The organism is Tenacibaculum sp. SG-28 (genome assembly GCF_002954385.1).
Lineage (GTDB): Bacteria > Bacteroidota > Bacteroidia > Flavobacteriales > Flavobacteriaceae > Polaribacter.
Genome location: NZ_MQVY01000001.1, coordinates 134855 through 151850, shown reverse-complemented (window position 1 = coordinate 151850; position 16996 = coordinate 134855). Strand labels below are relative to the sequence as shown.

The window sequence follows — 16996 nt, the reverse complement described above, 5'->3', positions numbered from 1 at the left end:
ATAGAAAAGAAGCTTTTTTCAGTCTACAAAAGTAGCCACTTTTTTTTATTTAATATTTAGTTTAAAAAAAAATCCTAAAAAGACAAGGTTAAAACTCTATTAATTTATGTCATAATGTCATATTTCTATAATTTGGTTGTATCTTTGCGGTCTATTTTTAGCAAGATTTAAAGGAACTTATGGAACACGTTGAGAAAATAATTGAGGAGAAGAAACAAGGTAAACCTTTACTAACAAAACAAAAGGATGGCAATAGCAAAAAACTTTTTATAGAAAGTTACGGTTGCCAAATGAACATGAACGACAGTGAGATCGTCGCTTCGATTCTTCCGAAGAGGGCTTTAATACCACTGGCAACATAGAAGAAGCTGACTTAGTATTAGTAAACACCTGTTCTATTAGAGAGAAAGCGGAACAAACTGTTCGCAATAGACTGCAAAAATACAACCATGCTAAAAAACGAAACCCAAAGATGAAAGTTGGTGTTTTAGGTTGTATGGCGGAAAGACTAAAAGCAAAGTTTTTAGAAGAAGAAAAAATTGTCGATCTTGTAGTTGGCCCCGATGCTTACAGAGATTTACCAAATTTAGTAGAAGAAGTAGAAGCGGGAAGAGATGCCGTTAACGTGCTTCTATCGAAGGAAGAAACCTACGCGGATGTGTCACCGGTTCGATTAAATTCTAATGGAGTATCTGCTTTTGTATCGATAACAAGAGGATGTGATAACATGTGTACTTTTTGTGTAGTTCCGTTCACACGAGGAAGAGAGCGAAGTAGAGATCCGCAAAGTATTTTGGAAGAAATAAATGCAATGCACGAGAAAAACTTTAAAGAGATTACGCTTCTAGGTCAGAATGTAGATTCCTATTTATGGTATGGTGGTGGGCTGAAAAAGGATTTTAAAAAGGCTTCGGAAATGGCAAAGGCTACCGCTGTAGATTTTGCACAACTATTAGACATGTGTGCTACTAGATTCCCCAAGATGCGTTTTCGTTTTTCTACTTCCAACCCTCAAGACATGACTCTAGATGTCATTCACGTGATGGCAAAACACAGAAATATTTGTAAATACATTCATTTACCCATCCAAAGTGGAAGTAATGCAATGTTAAAAGCAATGAATCGATTGCATACGCGAGAAGAATATTTAGAATTAGTTAAAAATATTTATACACTAATTCCTGAAATGCACCTTAGTCAAGACATGATAGCTGGCTTTTGTGGAGAAACTGAAGAAGACCACAAAGACACCCTTGACCTTATGGAAAAAGTTAAATATAGCTTTGGTTTTATGTTTGCTTATTCGGAAAGACCTGGTACGTTGGCTGCGAAAAAGATGGAGGATGATATCCCATTAGACATTAAGAAGAGACGACTGCAAGAAATCATAGACTTGCAACAAAGACATAGCTTGTACAGAGCAAAAGAACAAGTAGGACAAATCCAAGAGGTTCTTATTGAAGGTACTTCCAAAAAATCACAAGACCAATGGAAAGGCAGAAACACCCAAAATACCGTGGTGGTATTCCCAAAAGAAAATTATAAAATGGGAGATTTTGTGGAGGTAAAAATTGAAAACTGTACTGCGACTACCTTAATAGGTAAAGCTGTAGGGTATTCCGACAATAATTAATATAAAATACTTAAATAGTGTAATCGAGTATTCCCCGAAAATCTCGTTTAAAAAGGAAAAATGGAAAATTTACAAACTGTTAAACAGCGTTTTGGAATTATTGGTAACGATTTACAGTTAAACAGAGCCATAGAAAAAGCAATTAGAGTTGCTCCTACGGATATCTCTGTATTAGTAGTCGGGGAAAGTGGTGTTGGTAAAGAGAGTATTCCAAAGATTATTCATCAATTATCGCATCGAAAACACGCAAAATATATCGCTGTAAACTGCGGAGCCATTCCGGAGGGAACTATAGACAGTGAATTGTTTGGTCATGAAAAGGGAGCCTTTACCGGAGCAACAGCAACAAGAAAAGGTTATTTTGAAGTTGCAGATGGTGGAACTATTTTCTTAGACGAAGTAGGGGAACTACCGCTCACCACACAGGTACGATTGCTACGTGTTTTAGAAAATGGGGAATTTATTAAAGTGGGGTCTTCCCAAGTGCAGAAAACCAATGTTCGAATTGTAGCAGCTACTAATGTAAATATGCACGAAGCGATATCGAAAGAGAAGTTTAGAGAAGACCTGTACTATCGCTTGAGTACTATTGAAATCCCATTACCGCCTTTGCGACAAAGAGGAGAAGACATTCATTTGCTATTTCGAAAGTTTGCATCTGATTTTGCCCAAAAATATCGCATGCCTACCATACGATTGGAGGATAGTGCTATTAAAGTATTACTGAGCTACAATTTCCCAGGAAACATTAGACAGCTTCGAAATATTGCAGAACAAATTTCGGTAGTTGAGGAAAATAGAGTAATCTCAAGTGAAAAATTACTGCAGTATTTACCAAACACACAAGGCAATTTACCGGCTATCATTAATGGTACTAGTGCTAAAAATGATTTTTCTAACGAACGAGACATTATGTATAAAATTTTATTTGATATGCGTAATGACATTAACGATTTAAAAAAACTTACATTAGACTTGTTAAAAGACGGTAATTCTCCTCAAGTACAAGAAGAAAACCACAGGCTAATTGAAAAAATTTACCAAGAACAGCAAAGTGATAGTGCTAAGGTAGAGGTGGTACAATACACAGAGCCAGCGGATAGCAATACCTATGATTTTATTGAAACCATTGAAGAAGATGAAAATTTATCGCTACAAGAGAAAGAAGTGGAAATGATAAAAAAATCGTTAGAGAAAAATAACGGTAAAAGAAAATTGGCTGCTAAAGAATTAGGAATCTCGGAGAGAACTCTTTACCGAAAAATAAAACAATACAACTTGTAACACATTCCCAAGCAATGTTTGTACAATCCAAAAAATAAAAAATGAAAAAATCAATTATACATTTTGGTATCATCGGTGTAACTTTTCTCCTCATATTGGGTTGTGGCGCCTATTCTTTTACCGGAGGTAATACTGGAGCTGCAAAAACTATTCAAGTAGACTTTTTTCCGAACCAGGCCCCTATCATAGAACCCTCGCTTAGCCAAAGATTTACACAAGACTTACAAGATCTTTTCACGAGACAGACAAATTTAACACTAGTTAAATCTAATGGAGAGTTGCATTTTAATGGCGAAATCATAGACTACAGAATTACCCCAATGAGTGCTACGGCCGATCAAAAAGCGGCACAAAACCGATTAACCATCGTAGTTAACGTACGGTATACGAATAGTTTAGAAGAAAAAGATAATTTTGAAAAGCAATTTTCTTTCTACTACGACTATGGGGCTGCACAACAGCTTTCAGGAGGCGTGTTAGATAGCGCATTAAATGAAATTTTAGAAAGAATAACACAAGATATTTTTAACGCATCTGTAGCTAAATGGTAACGAACTCTTGATAACTAAAACGAACATACAAACTATACTCAAGAAGGAGACCTTTTCGCATGAAGAGTTAGAAACTCTACAAAATTTAATTACGAAATATCCTTATTTCCATCTAGCAAAAGCGTTACATCTAAAAATTTTAAAAAGTATAAGCAGTTATAAATATAACAAAGTTCTCAAAGAGACTGCGGCTTACACTACCGACAGAGAGGTGCTTTTCGATTACATAACCTCCAAAGACTTAAAAAAAGCTAGTGTCACAAAAGAAAAACTCACAATAAAATCGTTAGTATCTGCACCAAAAACAATATCTAAACAAGAGCGCATTACCAAAGAATTAAAGATAGGAACTCCTTTAGCTTTTTCAAAAAACGAAAACTTTTCATTTCAGCAGTGGTTGCAATTGACCCATGCAAAAGAAATTCAACGTAAGCCAAAAGAGAAAGAAGAAACTACTCCGAAAACAATAAACACAAGTAATGCAGCTATTATTGATAGATTTATTGAAAACAATCCGAAAATATCGAGACCTACAAAAGGAACGACTATTCATTATAAAATAGAGGAAAACCAAGGAAATGAACACCAGCTAATGACAGAAACCTTAGCTAAGGTATATTTGGAACAAAAGAAATATGAAAGTGCGATTAAATCCTATAAAATATTAAGTTTGAAATATCCAGAAAAAAGTGGTTTCTTTGCAGACCAAATTAAAAGAATTAAAATTTTACAAAACAATAAATAATGACTACATATAACTTACTTTTGATTTTAATTTTAATAGTTGCTATAGCATTGATATTAATTGTAATGGTTCAAAATCCAAAAGGAGGTGGATTATCTTCTTCATTTGGAGGTGGTGGCGCTCAAAATATCGGAGGAGTTCAAAACACCAATACCTTTTTAGATAAAACAACATGGACTCTAGCAATAACGATGTTTGCTTTAATCTTAATAGCTAATTTTGCTATTCCAAGAGATAGTGCATCCGGAGCTCCAACTTTAGACAATACCTTAAATGAAATTGAAACTACAACACCTACTAGTACTCCAGTAGAAAGTGGTACAAAAGATAGTGTGCAGTAGTTTTCTATATACCAATTATTAAAATGCCAACGTAGATGACACGTTGGCATTTTTTTTATTTTTATGCAAAAGAATAGTAAAAATGTCAGCCTAAAGAGTATGGCATAATTTCTGAATTAGTTACCAAGAAAAAACTTTTAAAAATATATTATGGGATTAAATATACAACCTTTAGCAGATCGCGTTCTTGTAGAACCAGCTGCAGCTGAAACAAAGACCGCTTCTGGAATTATTATTCCTGATAACGCAAAAGAAAAACCTCAAAAAGGTACTGTTGTTGCGGTAGGAAACGGAACTAAAGACGAACCTTTAACAGTAAAAGTTGGAGACACTGTTCTTTACGGAAAGTACGCTGGAACAGAACTTAAGCTAGAAGGCAACGACTACCTAATTATGAGAGAGAGCGATATTTTCGCGATAATCTAAAAAAATTGACACATTTAAAATAAACAAATTAGAAAAAATGGCAAAAGATATAAAATTTGATGTAGAGGCTCGCGAAGGCTTAAAGCGCGGAGTAGATGCATTGGCAAACGCTGTAAAAGTAACTTTAGGTCCTAAAGGTAGAAATGTAATTGTTTCAAAATCATTCGGAGCCCCTCACGTAACAAAAGATGGTGTTTCTGTAGCGAAAGAAGTAGAATTAGAAGATGCTCTAGAAAATATGGGAGCACAAATGGTGAAAGAAGTTGCTTCAAAAACCAACGATTTAGCCGGTGATGGAACAACAACAGCAACTGTATTGGCACAAGCTATCGTTAAAGAAGGCTTAAAAAATGTAGCTGCTGGAGCAAATCCAATGGACTTAAAGCGAGGTATAGACAAAGCGGTAAAAGCTATAAATGGCGATCTTACGAAACAAGCAAAAGAAGTTGGTAATTCTTCAGAAAAAATACAACAAGTAGCTTCTATTTCAGCTAATAACGATGCTTTTATTGGAAATTTAATTTCGGAAGCTTTCGAAAAGTAGGTAAAGAAGGAGTGATAACCGTAGAGGAAGCAAAAGGAACAGATACTTATGTGGATGTTGTAGAAGGAATGCAATTTGACAGAGGATATCTATCTCCTTATTTTGTTACGGATGCAGATAAAATGATTGCAGACCTAGAAAACCCTTACATTTTATTGTTCGATAAAAAAATATCTAACCTACAAGAAATACTTCCTATTCTCGAGCCAGTAGCGCAATCAGGGAAACCATTATTAATTATCGCAGAGGATGTAGACGGACAAGCCCTTGCAACTCTAGTAGTAAACAAACTTCGTGGTGGATTAAAAATAGCTGCTGTTAAAGCACCTGGATTTGGAGACAGAAGAAAAGCAATGCTAGAAGATATTGCAATTCTAACTGGAGGAACCGTTATTTCAGAAGAACGAGGTTTTTCGTTAGAAAACGCTACTTTAGATTTGTTGGGAACTGCAGAGACAGTAACCATAGATAAAGACAACACTACCATCGTAAACGGATTCGGAGATGAAACACAAATCAAGGCTCGTGTTAATCAAATCAAAGCGCAAGTAGAGACTACCACCTCCGATTACGATCGTGAGAAACTTCAAGAACGTCTTGCTAAGTTGGCCGGAGGAGTAGCAGTACTATATGTGGGAGCTGCATCTGAGGTAGAGATGAAAGAAAAGAAAGACAGAGTTGACGATGCATTACACGCTACAAGAGCAGCGGTTGAAGAAGGTATTGTTGCAGGTGGAGGAGTTGCCTTAGTTAGAGCAAAACAGGCTTTAGAATCTTTAACTACCGATAACCTAGACGAAATAACCGGTGTTCAAATTGTGAACAGAGCTATTGAAGCACCGTTAAGAACTATCGTTGAAAATGCAGGTGGCGAAGGATCTGTAGTAATTAACAAAGTACTAGAAGGTAAAAACGACTTTGGTTACGATGCAAAATCTGAAGCTTATGTAGACATGCTAAAAGCTGGTATTATCGACCCTAAAAAAGTAACTCGTGTAGCATTAGAAAATGCTGCTTCTGTTGCAGGTATGATTTTAACCACAGAATGTGCTTTAGTAGACATCAAAGAAGACGCACCTGCCGGAGGAGCAATGCCTCCAATGGGTGGTGGAATGCCAGGAATGATGTAATATTTTACAAAATAAATTCTAAAAGGGTTCACTTGTTCTGTGAACCCTTTTTTATTTTTACTTTATTTCAAAAAGATATGGCATTCGAACTTGTATTCCTTTCCATTTTTGGAATTCATTGATAGTAGTATACAACCTATAGGTTTCTGCACCAAGAGTTTCTTTGAGCAGTTTTTCTTTAGATGCTTTTAAAAAAGGATTAAAAGAAAACGAATCTTTAAAATCATGAGTATAATTTGGATAATTTCTAATTCTATATGCAGAAACATCGGCAAGATTAGCTGCTGCTATAATTGCATCGTCTAGATTTCCTAGTGCATCTACCAAACCAATATTAACAGCCTCTTTTCCGGTCCAAACTCTACCTTGAGCTACTGCATCGACAGCTTCTTTAGTTAGCTTTCTCCCATTCGACACACGTGTAAGAAAAGTATCGTATATGTCTTCTACTCCTTCCTTAGTTACCTCATAGAATCTTGGATCCATAGGCTCAAACAAACTGTACTCTGGGTTATTATTTGTAGAAACTTGTTCTGCATTTATACCAATTCTACTAGCTAATTTTTCCATATTAGGTAACATTCCAAAAACGCCAATAGAACCAGTTATGGTTGTTGGTTCTGCAAAAACTTTGTCTGCATTACAAGAGATATAATATCCTCCCGAGGCTGCTACATTACCCATAGACACAACTAATGGCTTTTCTTTTTTCAATAATTCTAACTCTCGCCAAATTAATTCAGAGGCTAAAGCACTTCCACCTGGTGAGTTTACGCGCAAAACAACGGCTTTCACAGAAGCGTCTTTCTTTGCTTTTTTAATTGCTTTATTAATAATACCCTGGCCGATAACATCCTCGTTACCTTCACCATACATAATTTCTCCTTGGGCATAAATAACTGCAATTTTATCTTTACTCACAGAAACATTCCTGCGTCCCTTACCTGATGCAATATAATCTTGAAGTGAAATCATGTGTATTTTTTCACTAGAGGCATTTTTCAATTTTTGTACGTATTCGTCTTGATAAATAATACCATCTACTAAACTATTATTTTTAGAAGAAGTTGCATTTCTACCTTGAAGATTATCGGCAATATTATTTAGTTTGTCTTCCGATATGTTTCTGTTTACACTAATATCACTTAGCATTTCAGACCAAATAGATTGTAAAAAAGAAGTGGTTTGCTCTCTGTTACTTTCACTCATTGTATTGGTTAAATAGGGCTCTACAGCACTTTTGTATTTTCCATGTCTAATCACTTCCATCTTTACGCCGTACTTGTCTTCAAAATCTTTGTAGTATAAAATCTCGGTAGATAGTCCTTTAAAATCAATAGAACCAACAGGATTAACAAACAAACTATCCGCTACAGAACTTAAATAATAGTTTTTCTGATCGTAAAAATCATTGTACGCAAAAATAAACTTGCCGCTTTCCTTAAAATCAGAAAGTTTATCGCGTATTGCCTGTGTTTGCGCTACCCCTGCGTTGACTTGCGAAGTTTTAATACTTATTCCTAGGATATTAGGATCAACTTGTGCATTTTCTATAGCATTGATTATAGCATTCAATCCAACTTTTTCATCCGTATAATCTAAAATCTCTGATAAAGGATTATCGTCTTTTGGAGCAAAATCTTTAACACTTGCAGAAAGATCTAATTCGATAATTGAGTTTGATTTAACTTCTATGTCTTCTGAAGAACTCATGAGAGAACCTACAAGAGCAAAAAACATAAAAAATAGAAACAAAGAAATAAAAAAACCAAGTATAGAGGCTAATAAATTACGTAAAAACTTCATGATATAATAATTGAATTCTCAAAAGCAAATATAAGTTTTAACGACAGCTTTATCTAATTTTGATTCTATATTTCTGCTCGACAAATTTAAAATAATTAAATAGTTTATAGTTTACATCATATCCATAATCCACATTTGGGTTATAATCAATAGAATTGTTATAAATGTTAGGATTGTATCGACTGGGATTAAGTACTCTAATATTCCACTCCGTAGTATATAATCTATTTCTCGATTCTAGGTATGACTGCGAGTAATAACCCACAGGCCTGGCATTTGACACTAAATAAGTATTAAACCCTACATCCATAATAATTATCTCGTACTCTAAGCTATCGTTAGCTATCACAACCGGTTCATCTTTTCCGGAAGAGGAATTATAGCGATTGGAAGTACTACAAGCATACACAATACAACTAAAAATTATAATCGGAACCATATATTTTGAAAAATTCATGCTAAAAATATTTACCTTTAAAGTACAAAATTATAGTAATTTATACAAGATATGAAAAAAAGATGCGCTTGGGTTACTTCAAATCCGCTGTATATAAAATATCATGATGAAGAATGGGGCATTCCAGTATATGAAGACAGGAAATTATTTGAAATGCTGTTATTAGAGTCTTTTCAGGCAGGACTGAGTTGGATAACTATTCTAAAGAAACGAGAAAATTTTAGAAGGGCCTTTGATAATTTTGATTACCATAAAATAGCAGCATACAAAGCTAAAAAGTATACTGCATTGGTTAGTGACAAAGGAATTGTAAGAAACAAACTAAAAATTAAAGCAGCCATATCTAATGCACAAAACTTTATTAAAATTCGAGATAGATATGGTTCTTTTTCGGATTTTCTGTGGAAATTTAGCAACCACAAGCCAATTTACAATACGTTTGAAAACAGCGACAAAGTTCCTACTGCAAATAAACTTTCAGATACAATTTCTAAGGAACTGCAAAATCACGGTTTTCAATTTGTTGGAACCACTATAATATACGCCTACTTACAAGCTATAGGTATGGTTAATGATCATACCAAAGAATGTTTTAAGTATCGTAGCAGTTAATTTTTGTACCTTTAAAATTATTTATAAATCGTATGGCACAAAAAGTTAAAGATCCTGGATTTGGCTATAATTCACAGAAAAACATTCGAGGAATTGTTAACAAAGATGGAACTTCCAATGTAATTCACGTCAATAAAAAATTCAAAATTGAAGACTTATACACTTTTTTTATTGCCTTGCCTTGGTGGAAATTTTTTCTATTTGTATTGCTTGGCTATTTGACGCTCAATATATTTTTTGGGGGGCTATATGTAGCAATTGGTATTGAGGAAATTACTCCGTCGAAAGGAAACCTCATAGACGATTTCTTAAATGGTTTTTTTTCAGCGCACAAACATTAACCACCGTAGGTTACGGAGGGATAGCACCTCAGGGTATAGTCGCCAATATTATAGCTGCTTTTGAGGCGATGATTGGCTTGCTCTCTTTCTCTTTTATCACCGGTCTTTTGTATGGAAGATTTTCAAGGCCTAAAGCTGCAATTCGCTTTAGCGAAAACTTTATTTTAAGACACTTTAACCAAGGAAATGCCATAATGTTTCGCTTGATTAACAGAAGAAAAACATTAATGATAGAACCCGAGATAACCGTTACACTATCTATTAACGAAAAAGAAAAATCAGGGATGTATAAGAGGAACTTCTACACCTTAAAATTAGAGCGGAATAAAATAATGTATTTACCGACAATCTGGACTGTGGTGCATGAAATTGATTCAGAAAGTCCACTACAAAAATACAATGCAGTAGAAATAAAAAGTTTAGATGCTAAACTGTATATTTTATTAAAGTATCACGAAGAATCTTTTGGGCAAACAGTTTATCAAGCCACCTCTTATGACTTTTCTGAATTGAAACTTCACGCTAAATACAAACCTTCTATATATTTTGATAGTGAAGGATTTACCATTCTAGATCATGAAAAACTCAATGATGTAGAGGAACTTGTTTAACCCTTAATTAAGTATTTAGATAAAAATAGTAAAGAAATGGTTACAACAATTGCCACGGCAACATACAAAGCTCCATTCTGGTAATACTTTTTATTCCTCTTCGCGTCTTTTTTGTAACTTATAACCATTGTGGTTACAAAAACGACAACAAATAAACTTGCAAAAATAATCCTACCTGTGGTAAACATAATATTGTATTTTTAGCAAAGTTAAACAATGATTTATTGTTCTGAAATTTATTTGGATAATGTTTTTCTATAACGCAAGTGCTCTGCAATACTAAAACCCTGTAATTCGTTTAATTTAAATAGCTTTAAAGCCAAACCAATACCATGATACAAAAAAGTAAGTTAGCTGTTTTGGATATCGACGATACGTTAACAGATAGTCAGCATAAACACGAGGATGCGTTATTATTTGCCTTGAAACACTTTGGAATTGAAAATATAGATACCAACTGGAAAAACTACAAAAATGCTTCAGACAGTTATATTTTTAAAGTAAATTACGAAAAAACCTTTAAAAGAGACTTTACCCTTTCTTTTATTCCTGAATTTGAGAAAGTAATGACAGAAAGATTTGCAACCCACAAAGACAGCAATGCAATTAAAGGAGCGCTGAATATAATAAATCAGTTACTTCACCATAGCGACTACGGTATCTGTTTTGCCACTGGATCTTTAATGCGTCCGGCAATACTAAAATTACAACAAGCAAAGCTACCTGTAATACCCGAACTAATAGCGACCTCCAATGGCATGTTTTCAAGAGAAGAGATCGTTACCTCTGCAATTAAAAAAGCGGAAAAATACTTCGGAATCTCAGCATTTGAGGAAATTATTTCCTTCGGAGATGGATTATGGGATCTAACTACCGCAACAAATCTAAACCTTCATTTTGTTGGAGTTAATGATAAAAACAAAAAGGATTTTAACCTTATGGGAGTTAAACACCACATAAAAGATTGGAATAGCTTTCAGCTAAAAGAAACAGAAAAAAAATTAGGAATACAACATTAAAATAAGAACCAAAATGAAAAAAAAGATTAGTGCCGTTCATGAATTTCATAAAGCATTTGGGTTAGGAATAAAAGACAAACCGACTGCAAATATTGGAGAAGACCGAAACCTGCTTCGTTTCAATTTAATGAAAGAAGAAAACGAGGAATATATTGAGGCAGCAAGGAACAATGACCTAGTAGAGGTTGCAGATGCCTTAGGTGATATGCTGTACATTTTATGCGGTACTATTATAGAGCATGGAATGCAAGATAAAATTGAAGCAGTTTTTAACGAAATTCAACGCAGTAACATGAGTAAATTAGGGGAAGATGGGAAGCCTATTTACCGAGAAGATGGAAAAGTTCTAAAAGGACCGAATTACTTTAAACCTAATTTAGAAAAAATAGTTCTGGAATAATAGCTATAAAAAGGCATCGAATTTGAGTTGTTTTCGATTTCGATGCCTTTTGAAATTATATTTTAAGAGGGGTTTAATGCTCTAAATTTGCACCCTCCATTGATGCTTATCTTCTTCTTTGTTATACTGAATATTTAAAAGCTTTTCTTTGAAAAATGCAGCGTAAGTATCTTCCATATTTGGCAATTCTACCACAGTATCCTGGTGCTTAAACCCTTTAATAGGATTGATAACAGCGGCAGTACCAGAACCAAAAATTTCTTTGAGTTCTCCTTTTGCTGCAGCAGTTTTTATTTCTTGTACCTTGATATTTCGTACTTCAATAGAAATTCCATTATCTTTTGCTAATTGAATAATAGATTTCCTTGTAATGCCATCCAAAATTCTATCGCTAGTTGGAGCAGTAATTAAGGTGTCTCCTATTCTAAAAAATACATTCATGGTTCCAGCCTCTTCCATGTATTCATGTGTATCAGCATCCGTCCAGATGATCTGTTGGTATCCTTCTTTATTCGCTAGACTTGTAGGGTAAAATTGTGCAGCATAATTACCTGCTGCTTTGGCATAACCAACACCACCATTTGCAGATCTACTGTATTTTTCTGCTATTAAAACTCGAACATCACCTGCATAATAAGATTGCGCCGGAGAACAGATAACCATGAATCGGTATTTTTCAGCTGGGGAAGCAGCGATAGCTCCTTCGGTAGCTATTATAAAAGGACGAATGTATAAAGAGTTTCCAAACCCTTTTTTGATCCATTCGGTATCGAGATGTAGTAATTTTTTCAACCCATTGTAAAAGATAGCTTCTGGAACGGCAGGAATAGCAAGCCTTTCAGCAGAAATGTTAAGTCTTTTTATACTTTGGTCGGGTCGAAATAAGAAAATCCCATCTGCATCATCTTTATATGCTTTCATTCCTTCAAAAACAGCCTGACCATAATGAAACACCCTTGCCGACGGTTCTAGGGTAATTGGCGCATAAGGTACAATTTCGGGCACATTCCATTCTCCGTTTTCATAATCGCAAACGAGCATGTGATCTGTAAACACATGACCAAAAGATAAATCGTTAAAGTCTACATCAGCAATTTTAGAAACTTCAACCGACTGAATTTTAATATCCATAATATTTTTTTTATGCTGGCAAAGTTACAAAAACATGTAGGATTAAACGTGCTTACTACACGAATCCAACAAATATGGTTATCTTTGTTAAAAATAATTTACTCAACAAACTGAAGATGAAAAGAATAACAATAATAACACTAATTTTAAGCATATTTTGTGCAAGCTGTAATTTAAAGAAGGAGAATGACAAAGCTACTAAAGAATCCAGTACCATCGCATATACTTCCTTTGGTAAAAAGGTAAATGAGAAAAATGTTTTATCTGCTGATGTTATGCGAAATAAATTCGAAAACATGAATGCAGGAGATACTTTAAACGTAAAATTCACCAGCACTGTTAATAGTGTTTGTAAGAAAAAAGGATGCTGGATGAAGTTAGAACTTGGTGATGGTAAAGAAACCATGGTTCGTTTTAAAGATTACGGCTTTTTCATGCCTTTAAATTGTGAAGATGAAAAGGTAATTGTTAACGGAAAAGCATATGTAACTATTACTCCTGTGGAGGAATTACAACACTACGCTAAAGATGCAGGAAAATCAGACGAGGAGATAAACGCAATAACAGAACCAAAATATACCTATGCGTTTTTAGCAGATGGTGTATTGTTAAAAAATAATGACTAGGTATCTTTTAGTTTTTTTAGGAAGCTTTTTGTGTGCTTGTGCCTCTGAAAATAAGAATACCAAAGAGTTTGTTTATGCCGAACCCTCTGAAATGGCAGTACTGATGCAACAAATGTTTGCAAAAATGCAAGAAACCAAAGAAAATGTTATGCATCAAAAAGATATCGGTCCGTTTCCGGATTATATCAAAAACATACACAGTGCAACTTTAACGAATGCCACTTTTAAGAGTAGTGATTTCAGGAAGTTATCCGACACCTACGTGCAGTATATGGTAAAAACGTATACAGGAGAGAAATCACAAAGGAAGGAAAATTTCAATACGGCGGTTAATAGTTGTGTGCAATGTCACGAGATTTTTTGTAGAGGACCAATACCAAAAATTAAAAAACTTTGGATTAATTAATTTGAAAAGAGAGATAATTACAACTGCAGATGGCTCAAATACCATTCACATTCCGGAATGGAACGAACAGTATCACTCCAAACATGGAGCAATACAAGAGGCGTACCACGTATTTATCAGAAATGGTTTAGAACAGATTTCTAAAGAGAATATCGCTATTTTAGAAATAGGATTTGGTACAGGGTTAAATTGTTTAATTACACTTCTAGAATCAAACAAAACCATCCACTATATCGGTGTAGAGGCCTATCCTGTCGCTTTGGAGGAACTTAAAAAACTCAATTATACCGATAACTTAAACGGTAAAAATAAAGCCAACTACTTTCAAGTTATTCATGCATGTCCTTGGGATGTAAAACAGCAAATTTCAAAGCAGTTTTCTCTGACAAAACAAAAGAAGTTTTTTCAGGAAATTACAGACGTAAACACCTATGACTTGATTTATTTTGATGCCTTCGGGGCAAGAGTGCAGCCCGAATTATGGACAGAAAAGATATTTACAATTATGTACAATTCGCTTCGAGAAAATGGTATCCTAGTCACTTATGCCGCAAAAGGAACTATAAGGCGAGCCATGATAGCAGTTGGGTTTTCCGTAGAGAGATTACCTGGTCCTCCAGGAAAAAGAGAAATGTTAAGAGCTACAAAATAACACGATAAAACATGAAGTTTCAAAGAAAGTTTGGTCAAAACAGAAAGACAAACCCTAAACGAGGTCTATTTTTAGTACTACTTTTAATGGTAGTTATTTTACTATGGTACAACGCAGAAAAAATAATCGGTACTTTTTTATAAATGGAACCATTTAAATTTAAAGAATTCACAATTCATCAAGACAAGTGCGCGATGAAAATCGGTACAGATGGGGTTTTATTAGGAGCTTGGTGTTCTTTAGAAAACATCCCCGACACCATCTTGGATATTGGTTCTGGAACCGGAATACTTGCGCTTATGATGGCACAAAGGAGCAGTGCTAGTATTATCGATGCCATAGAAATTGATGAAGATGCTTTTGAGCAAACTGTTCAAAATTTTGAATTATCAGACTGGGGAGATCGCCTCTATGGATACCATGCATCTTGTAAAGAATTTACTGCTGAAATAGTAGAGGAAGGAGAAACCTATGATTTAATTATTTCTAACCCTCCTTTCTACTCGGATACCTATCCGTCTAACGATTCGGCAAGAAATAAAGCGCGATTTACAGTGCATTTAAGCTTTGAAGAGTTACTTGCTTCTGTGGCTAAAATGCTAGCTAAAGACGGAAACTTTGCCGTTATTATTCCTTTCAAGGAAGAAGCGTATTTTACCAATATTGCTAAAAAGTACCATTTACACGTCACCAGGAGGTGTCGAGTTAAAGGAAACGATAAAACCGAAATAAAAAGAAGTTTGTTAGAATTATCCTTTCGAGAAACTATCGTGAAATCGGAAGAATTAACACTAGAAAAAGATAGACATCAATATACAGATGCCTATCGTAATCTTGTTAAAGATTTTTATTTAAAGTTGTAGTTTATCCTTTTATGGAATCGGGGTTGTAACCTAAATACGGTACTTCCTTTTCTTTAAAATGGATACCGAATGATTGTAATTCAGAAAGAATTGGTTCATACACCTCTTTGTTAATTGGCAATTGTACTCCGGGAGTTTTAATCTCTCCGTTTAAAATTTTCACAGCTGCCATAGCAACAGGTAAACCAACCGTTTTGGCCATTGCCGTATAAATATCGTCGTCGCCTTCTATAACCATACTACTCTCTAATTGCTTTGTAACACCATCTTTTTCATACCCAAAAATATGATGCATTACAATCATATCAATATCATTAGGCCCCAAACTCCAAGAATCCATCAATATTTTTTGTAGAATTTGCGCAGGTGTTCCATTTTTTATGTTCACTTTTTTAGTGGCACTAAAATATCCAACTCTAAAAACTTATCCCACATCAAATCGTCTTGATCTATTTTTAAATACGACCTGAATTTAAGCTCTACAGAGTCTGTTGGAGAGTAGGCTAAAAATAAATTGGTAAAATCGCGATAACTCATGGTTTCCGAGTTTTGAATGGTATACGAATCATCTGTCATTCCTAACTGAACGAAAACATTCCATGCTCTAGAAAAACCAACTTTACGAACCGTTCCACGATACATGGTTTTAATATCTTGCAAACCATAAATGCTGCGATATTTTAAAGAATCTCTATTGGCATATGCTTCAAATCTTCCACTTCCGTTTATGGTGAGAAACTCGGTCCTTCGAAAAAGTTTATGATATGGAATGTATTTGTAAGTACCTTCTTGCAGAAACATAGATGCACCTCCCTGCCCTGCCAAAACCACATTTCTTGGATTCCATGTAAATTTATAGTTCCATAAATTGGTATCACTCTCAGGTGCTACTAAACCTCCACAAAAAGACTCAAATAACACCATTTTACCATTGTCTTCTTTGATTCTATCAATTACTTGCATAGCACTCATATGATCGATTCCTGGATCTAAACCAATTTCATTCATAAAAATCAGGCCTTTCTCACGAACTTCTTTATCTAAGGCATGCATTTCATCAGAAATATAAGAGGCAGTAACCATGTGCTTCTTATAGGTAACACAATCTTTGGCTACCTCTACGTGGAATCTCGCTGGTAACATCGATATTACTACATCTGCATTTTGAACTGCTTCCATTCGCTCTTTTTCATTAAAAACATCTAGTAGGATTGTAGAGGCATTTTTATGACCGTTTATAAGTGCGGATGCGTGGGTGGTATCCAGATCACCAATGGTTATATGTAAATTCTCTTCCTGGGATTTCTCTAGCAAATAAGATATTAAGGAAGAACTAGATCTTCCAGCACCAATTATCAATATATTTCTCATGGATATAATGTACTTTTGTGTCGTTTATTTTGGAATTGCAATATCGC

Annotated in this window: 18 protein-coding genes and 3 pseudogenes; 17 read left to right on the top strand and 4 right to left on the bottom strand. The window is 34.7% G+C overall.

Annotation, left to right across the window (positions count from 1 at the left end):
- Positions 1-179: 179 nt before the first annotated feature.
- The 7 genes and pseudogenes from miaB (at position 180) to groL (ending at position 6654) form a co-directional block, all read left to right on the top strand.
- Positions 180-1633, top strand: a pseudogene (miaB, locus tag BSU00_RS00695) (tRNA (N6-isopentenyl adenosine(37)-C2)-methylthiotransferase MiaB).
- Between the two features lie 60 nt (positions 1634-1693).
- Positions 1694-2917: a sigma-54-dependent Fis family transcriptional regulator gene (locus BSU00_RS00690; RefSeq protein ID WP_105002688.1), complete on the top strand. Its 1224-nt coding sequence runs from the start codon at positions 1694-1696 to the stop codon at positions 2915-2917.
- 41 nt (positions 2918-2958) lie between these two features.
- Positions 2959-3468: an LptE family protein gene (locus BSU00_RS00685; protein ID WP_105002687.1), complete on the top strand. Its 510-nt coding sequence runs from the start codon at positions 2959-2961 to the stop codon at positions 3466-3468.
- Positions 3469-3475: 7 nt separating this feature from the next.
- The gene (locus BSU00_RS00680) at positions 3476-4213 is read left to right on the top strand and encodes a hypothetical protein (protein ID WP_233188528.1); all 738 of its coding nucleotides are present in this window, start codon (positions 3476-3478) and stop codon (positions 4211-4213) included.
- Positions 4213-4554: a preprotein translocase subunit SecG gene (secG, locus tag BSU00_RS00675; RefSeq protein WP_105002686.1), complete on the top strand. Its 342-nt coding sequence runs from the start codon at positions 4213-4215 to the stop codon at positions 4552-4554. Before BSU00_RS00680 ends, secG begins: the two co-directional genes overlap by 1 nt.
- Positions 4555-4704: 150 nt before the next feature.
- Positions 4705-4980, top strand: coding sequence for a co-chaperone GroES (locus BSU00_RS00670; RefSeq protein WP_105002685.1), 276 nt, complete (start codon positions 4705-4707; stop codon positions 4978-4980).
- A gap of 37 nt (positions 4981-5017) precedes the next feature.
- Positions 5018-6654: pseudogene (groL, locus tag BSU00_RS00665) on the top strand (chaperonin GroEL).
- 57 nt (positions 6655-6711) lie between these two features.
- On the opposite strand, the gene sppA reads toward groL, so the two are convergent.
- Positions 6712-8460 (bottom strand): signal peptide peptidase SppA, encoded by a 1749-nt coding sequence (gene sppA, locus BSU00_RS00660; protein WP_105002684.1) that lies wholly within the window; start codon positions 8458-8460, stop codon positions 6712-6714.
- A 49-nt stretch (positions 8461-8509) separates the two neighbouring features.
- On the bottom strand, positions 8510-8917 hold the full coding sequence (locus BSU00_RS00655; protein ID WP_105002683.1) for a DUF6146 family protein: 408 nt from the start codon (positions 8915-8917) through the stop codon (positions 8510-8512).
- Positions 8918-8968: 51 nt separating this feature from the next.
- On the opposite strand from BSU00_RS00655, the gene BSU00_RS00650 reads away from it, so the two are divergent.
- From BSU00_RS00650 to BSU00_RS00625, 5 genes are all read left to right on the top strand, one after another.
- Complete coding sequence (locus tag BSU00_RS00650) at positions 8969-9529, top strand: DNA-3-methyladenine glycosylase I (protein ID WP_105002682.1); 561 nt, start codon at positions 8969-8971, stop codon at positions 9527-9529.
- A 32-nt stretch (positions 9530-9561) separates the two neighbouring features.
- Positions 9562-9870 carry a hypothetical protein gene (locus BSU00_RS00645; RefSeq protein ID WP_105002681.1) on the top strand — a complete coding sequence of 103 codons (309 nt, stop codon included), beginning with the start codon at positions 9562-9564 and terminating at the stop codon, positions 9868-9870.
- Between the two features lie 68 nt (positions 9871-9938).
- Entirely contained in the window at positions 9939-10481 is a 543-nt protein-coding gene (locus BSU00_RS00640; protein WP_105002680.1) for a hypothetical protein, read from the top strand.
- 332 nt (positions 10482-10813) lie between these two features.
- Positions 10814-11500: an HAD family hydrolase gene (locus BSU00_RS00630; RefSeq protein WP_105002678.1), complete on the top strand. Its 687-nt coding sequence runs from the start codon at positions 10814-10816 to the stop codon at positions 11498-11500.
- 13 nt (positions 11501-11513) lie between these two features.
- Positions 11514-11900: a nucleoside triphosphate pyrophosphohydrolase family protein gene (locus BSU00_RS00625; RefSeq protein WP_105002677.1), complete on the top strand. Its 387-nt coding sequence runs from the start codon at positions 11514-11516 to the stop codon at positions 11898-11900.
- A gap of 81 nt (positions 11901-11981) precedes the next feature.
- On the opposite strand, the gene BSU00_RS00620 is transcribed toward BSU00_RS00625, so the two are convergent.
- A complete protein-coding gene (locus tag BSU00_RS00620) occupies positions 11982-13031 on the bottom strand; it encodes a branched-chain amino acid aminotransferase (protein ID WP_105002676.1) in 1050 nt (349 codons plus the stop codon).
- Between the two features lie 116 nt (positions 13032-13147).
- On the opposite strand from BSU00_RS00620, the gene BSU00_RS00615 reads away from it, so the two are divergent.
- From BSU00_RS00615 to BSU00_RS00600, 5 genes are read left to right on the top strand one after another with little or no spacing between them, the layout of a single operon-like run.
- Positions 13148-13657 (top strand): DUF4920 domain-containing protein, encoded by a 510-nt coding sequence (locus BSU00_RS00615; protein ID WP_105002675.1) that lies wholly within the window; start codon positions 13148-13150, stop codon positions 13655-13657.
- Positions 13650-14063: a hypothetical protein gene (locus tag BSU00_RS00610; RefSeq protein WP_105002674.1), complete on the top strand. Its 414-nt coding sequence runs from the start codon at positions 13650-13652 to the stop codon at positions 14061-14063. The genes BSU00_RS00615 and BSU00_RS00610 overlap by 8 nt, the downstream gene beginning before the upstream one ends.
- A 1-nt stretch (position 14064) precedes the next feature.
- Positions 14065-14715 (top strand): tRNA (5-methylaminomethyl-2-thiouridine)(34)-methyltransferase MnmD, encoded by a 651-nt coding sequence (gene mnmD / locus BSU00_RS00605; protein WP_105002673.1) that lies wholly within the window; start codon positions 14065-14067, stop codon positions 14713-14715.
- A gap of 11 nt (positions 14716-14726) precedes the next feature.
- Positions 14727-14858, top strand: a complete 132-nt coding sequence (locus BSU00_RS13615; protein WP_255402248.1) for a hypothetical protein — start codon at positions 14727-14729, stop codon at positions 14856-14858.
- 51 nt (positions 14859-14909) lie between these two features.
- On the top strand, positions 14910-15578 hold the full coding sequence (locus BSU00_RS00600; protein WP_233188527.1) for a tRNA1(Val) (adenine(37)-N6)-methyltransferase: 669 nt from the start codon (positions 14910-14912) through the stop codon (positions 15576-15578).
- A gap of 1 nt (position 15579) precedes the next feature.
- On the opposite strand, the pseudogene BSU00_RS00595 reads toward BSU00_RS00600, so the two are convergent.
- Positions 15580-16949, bottom strand: a pseudogene (locus BSU00_RS00595) (saccharopine dehydrogenase family protein).
- Positions 16950-16996 lie beyond the last annotated feature (47 nt).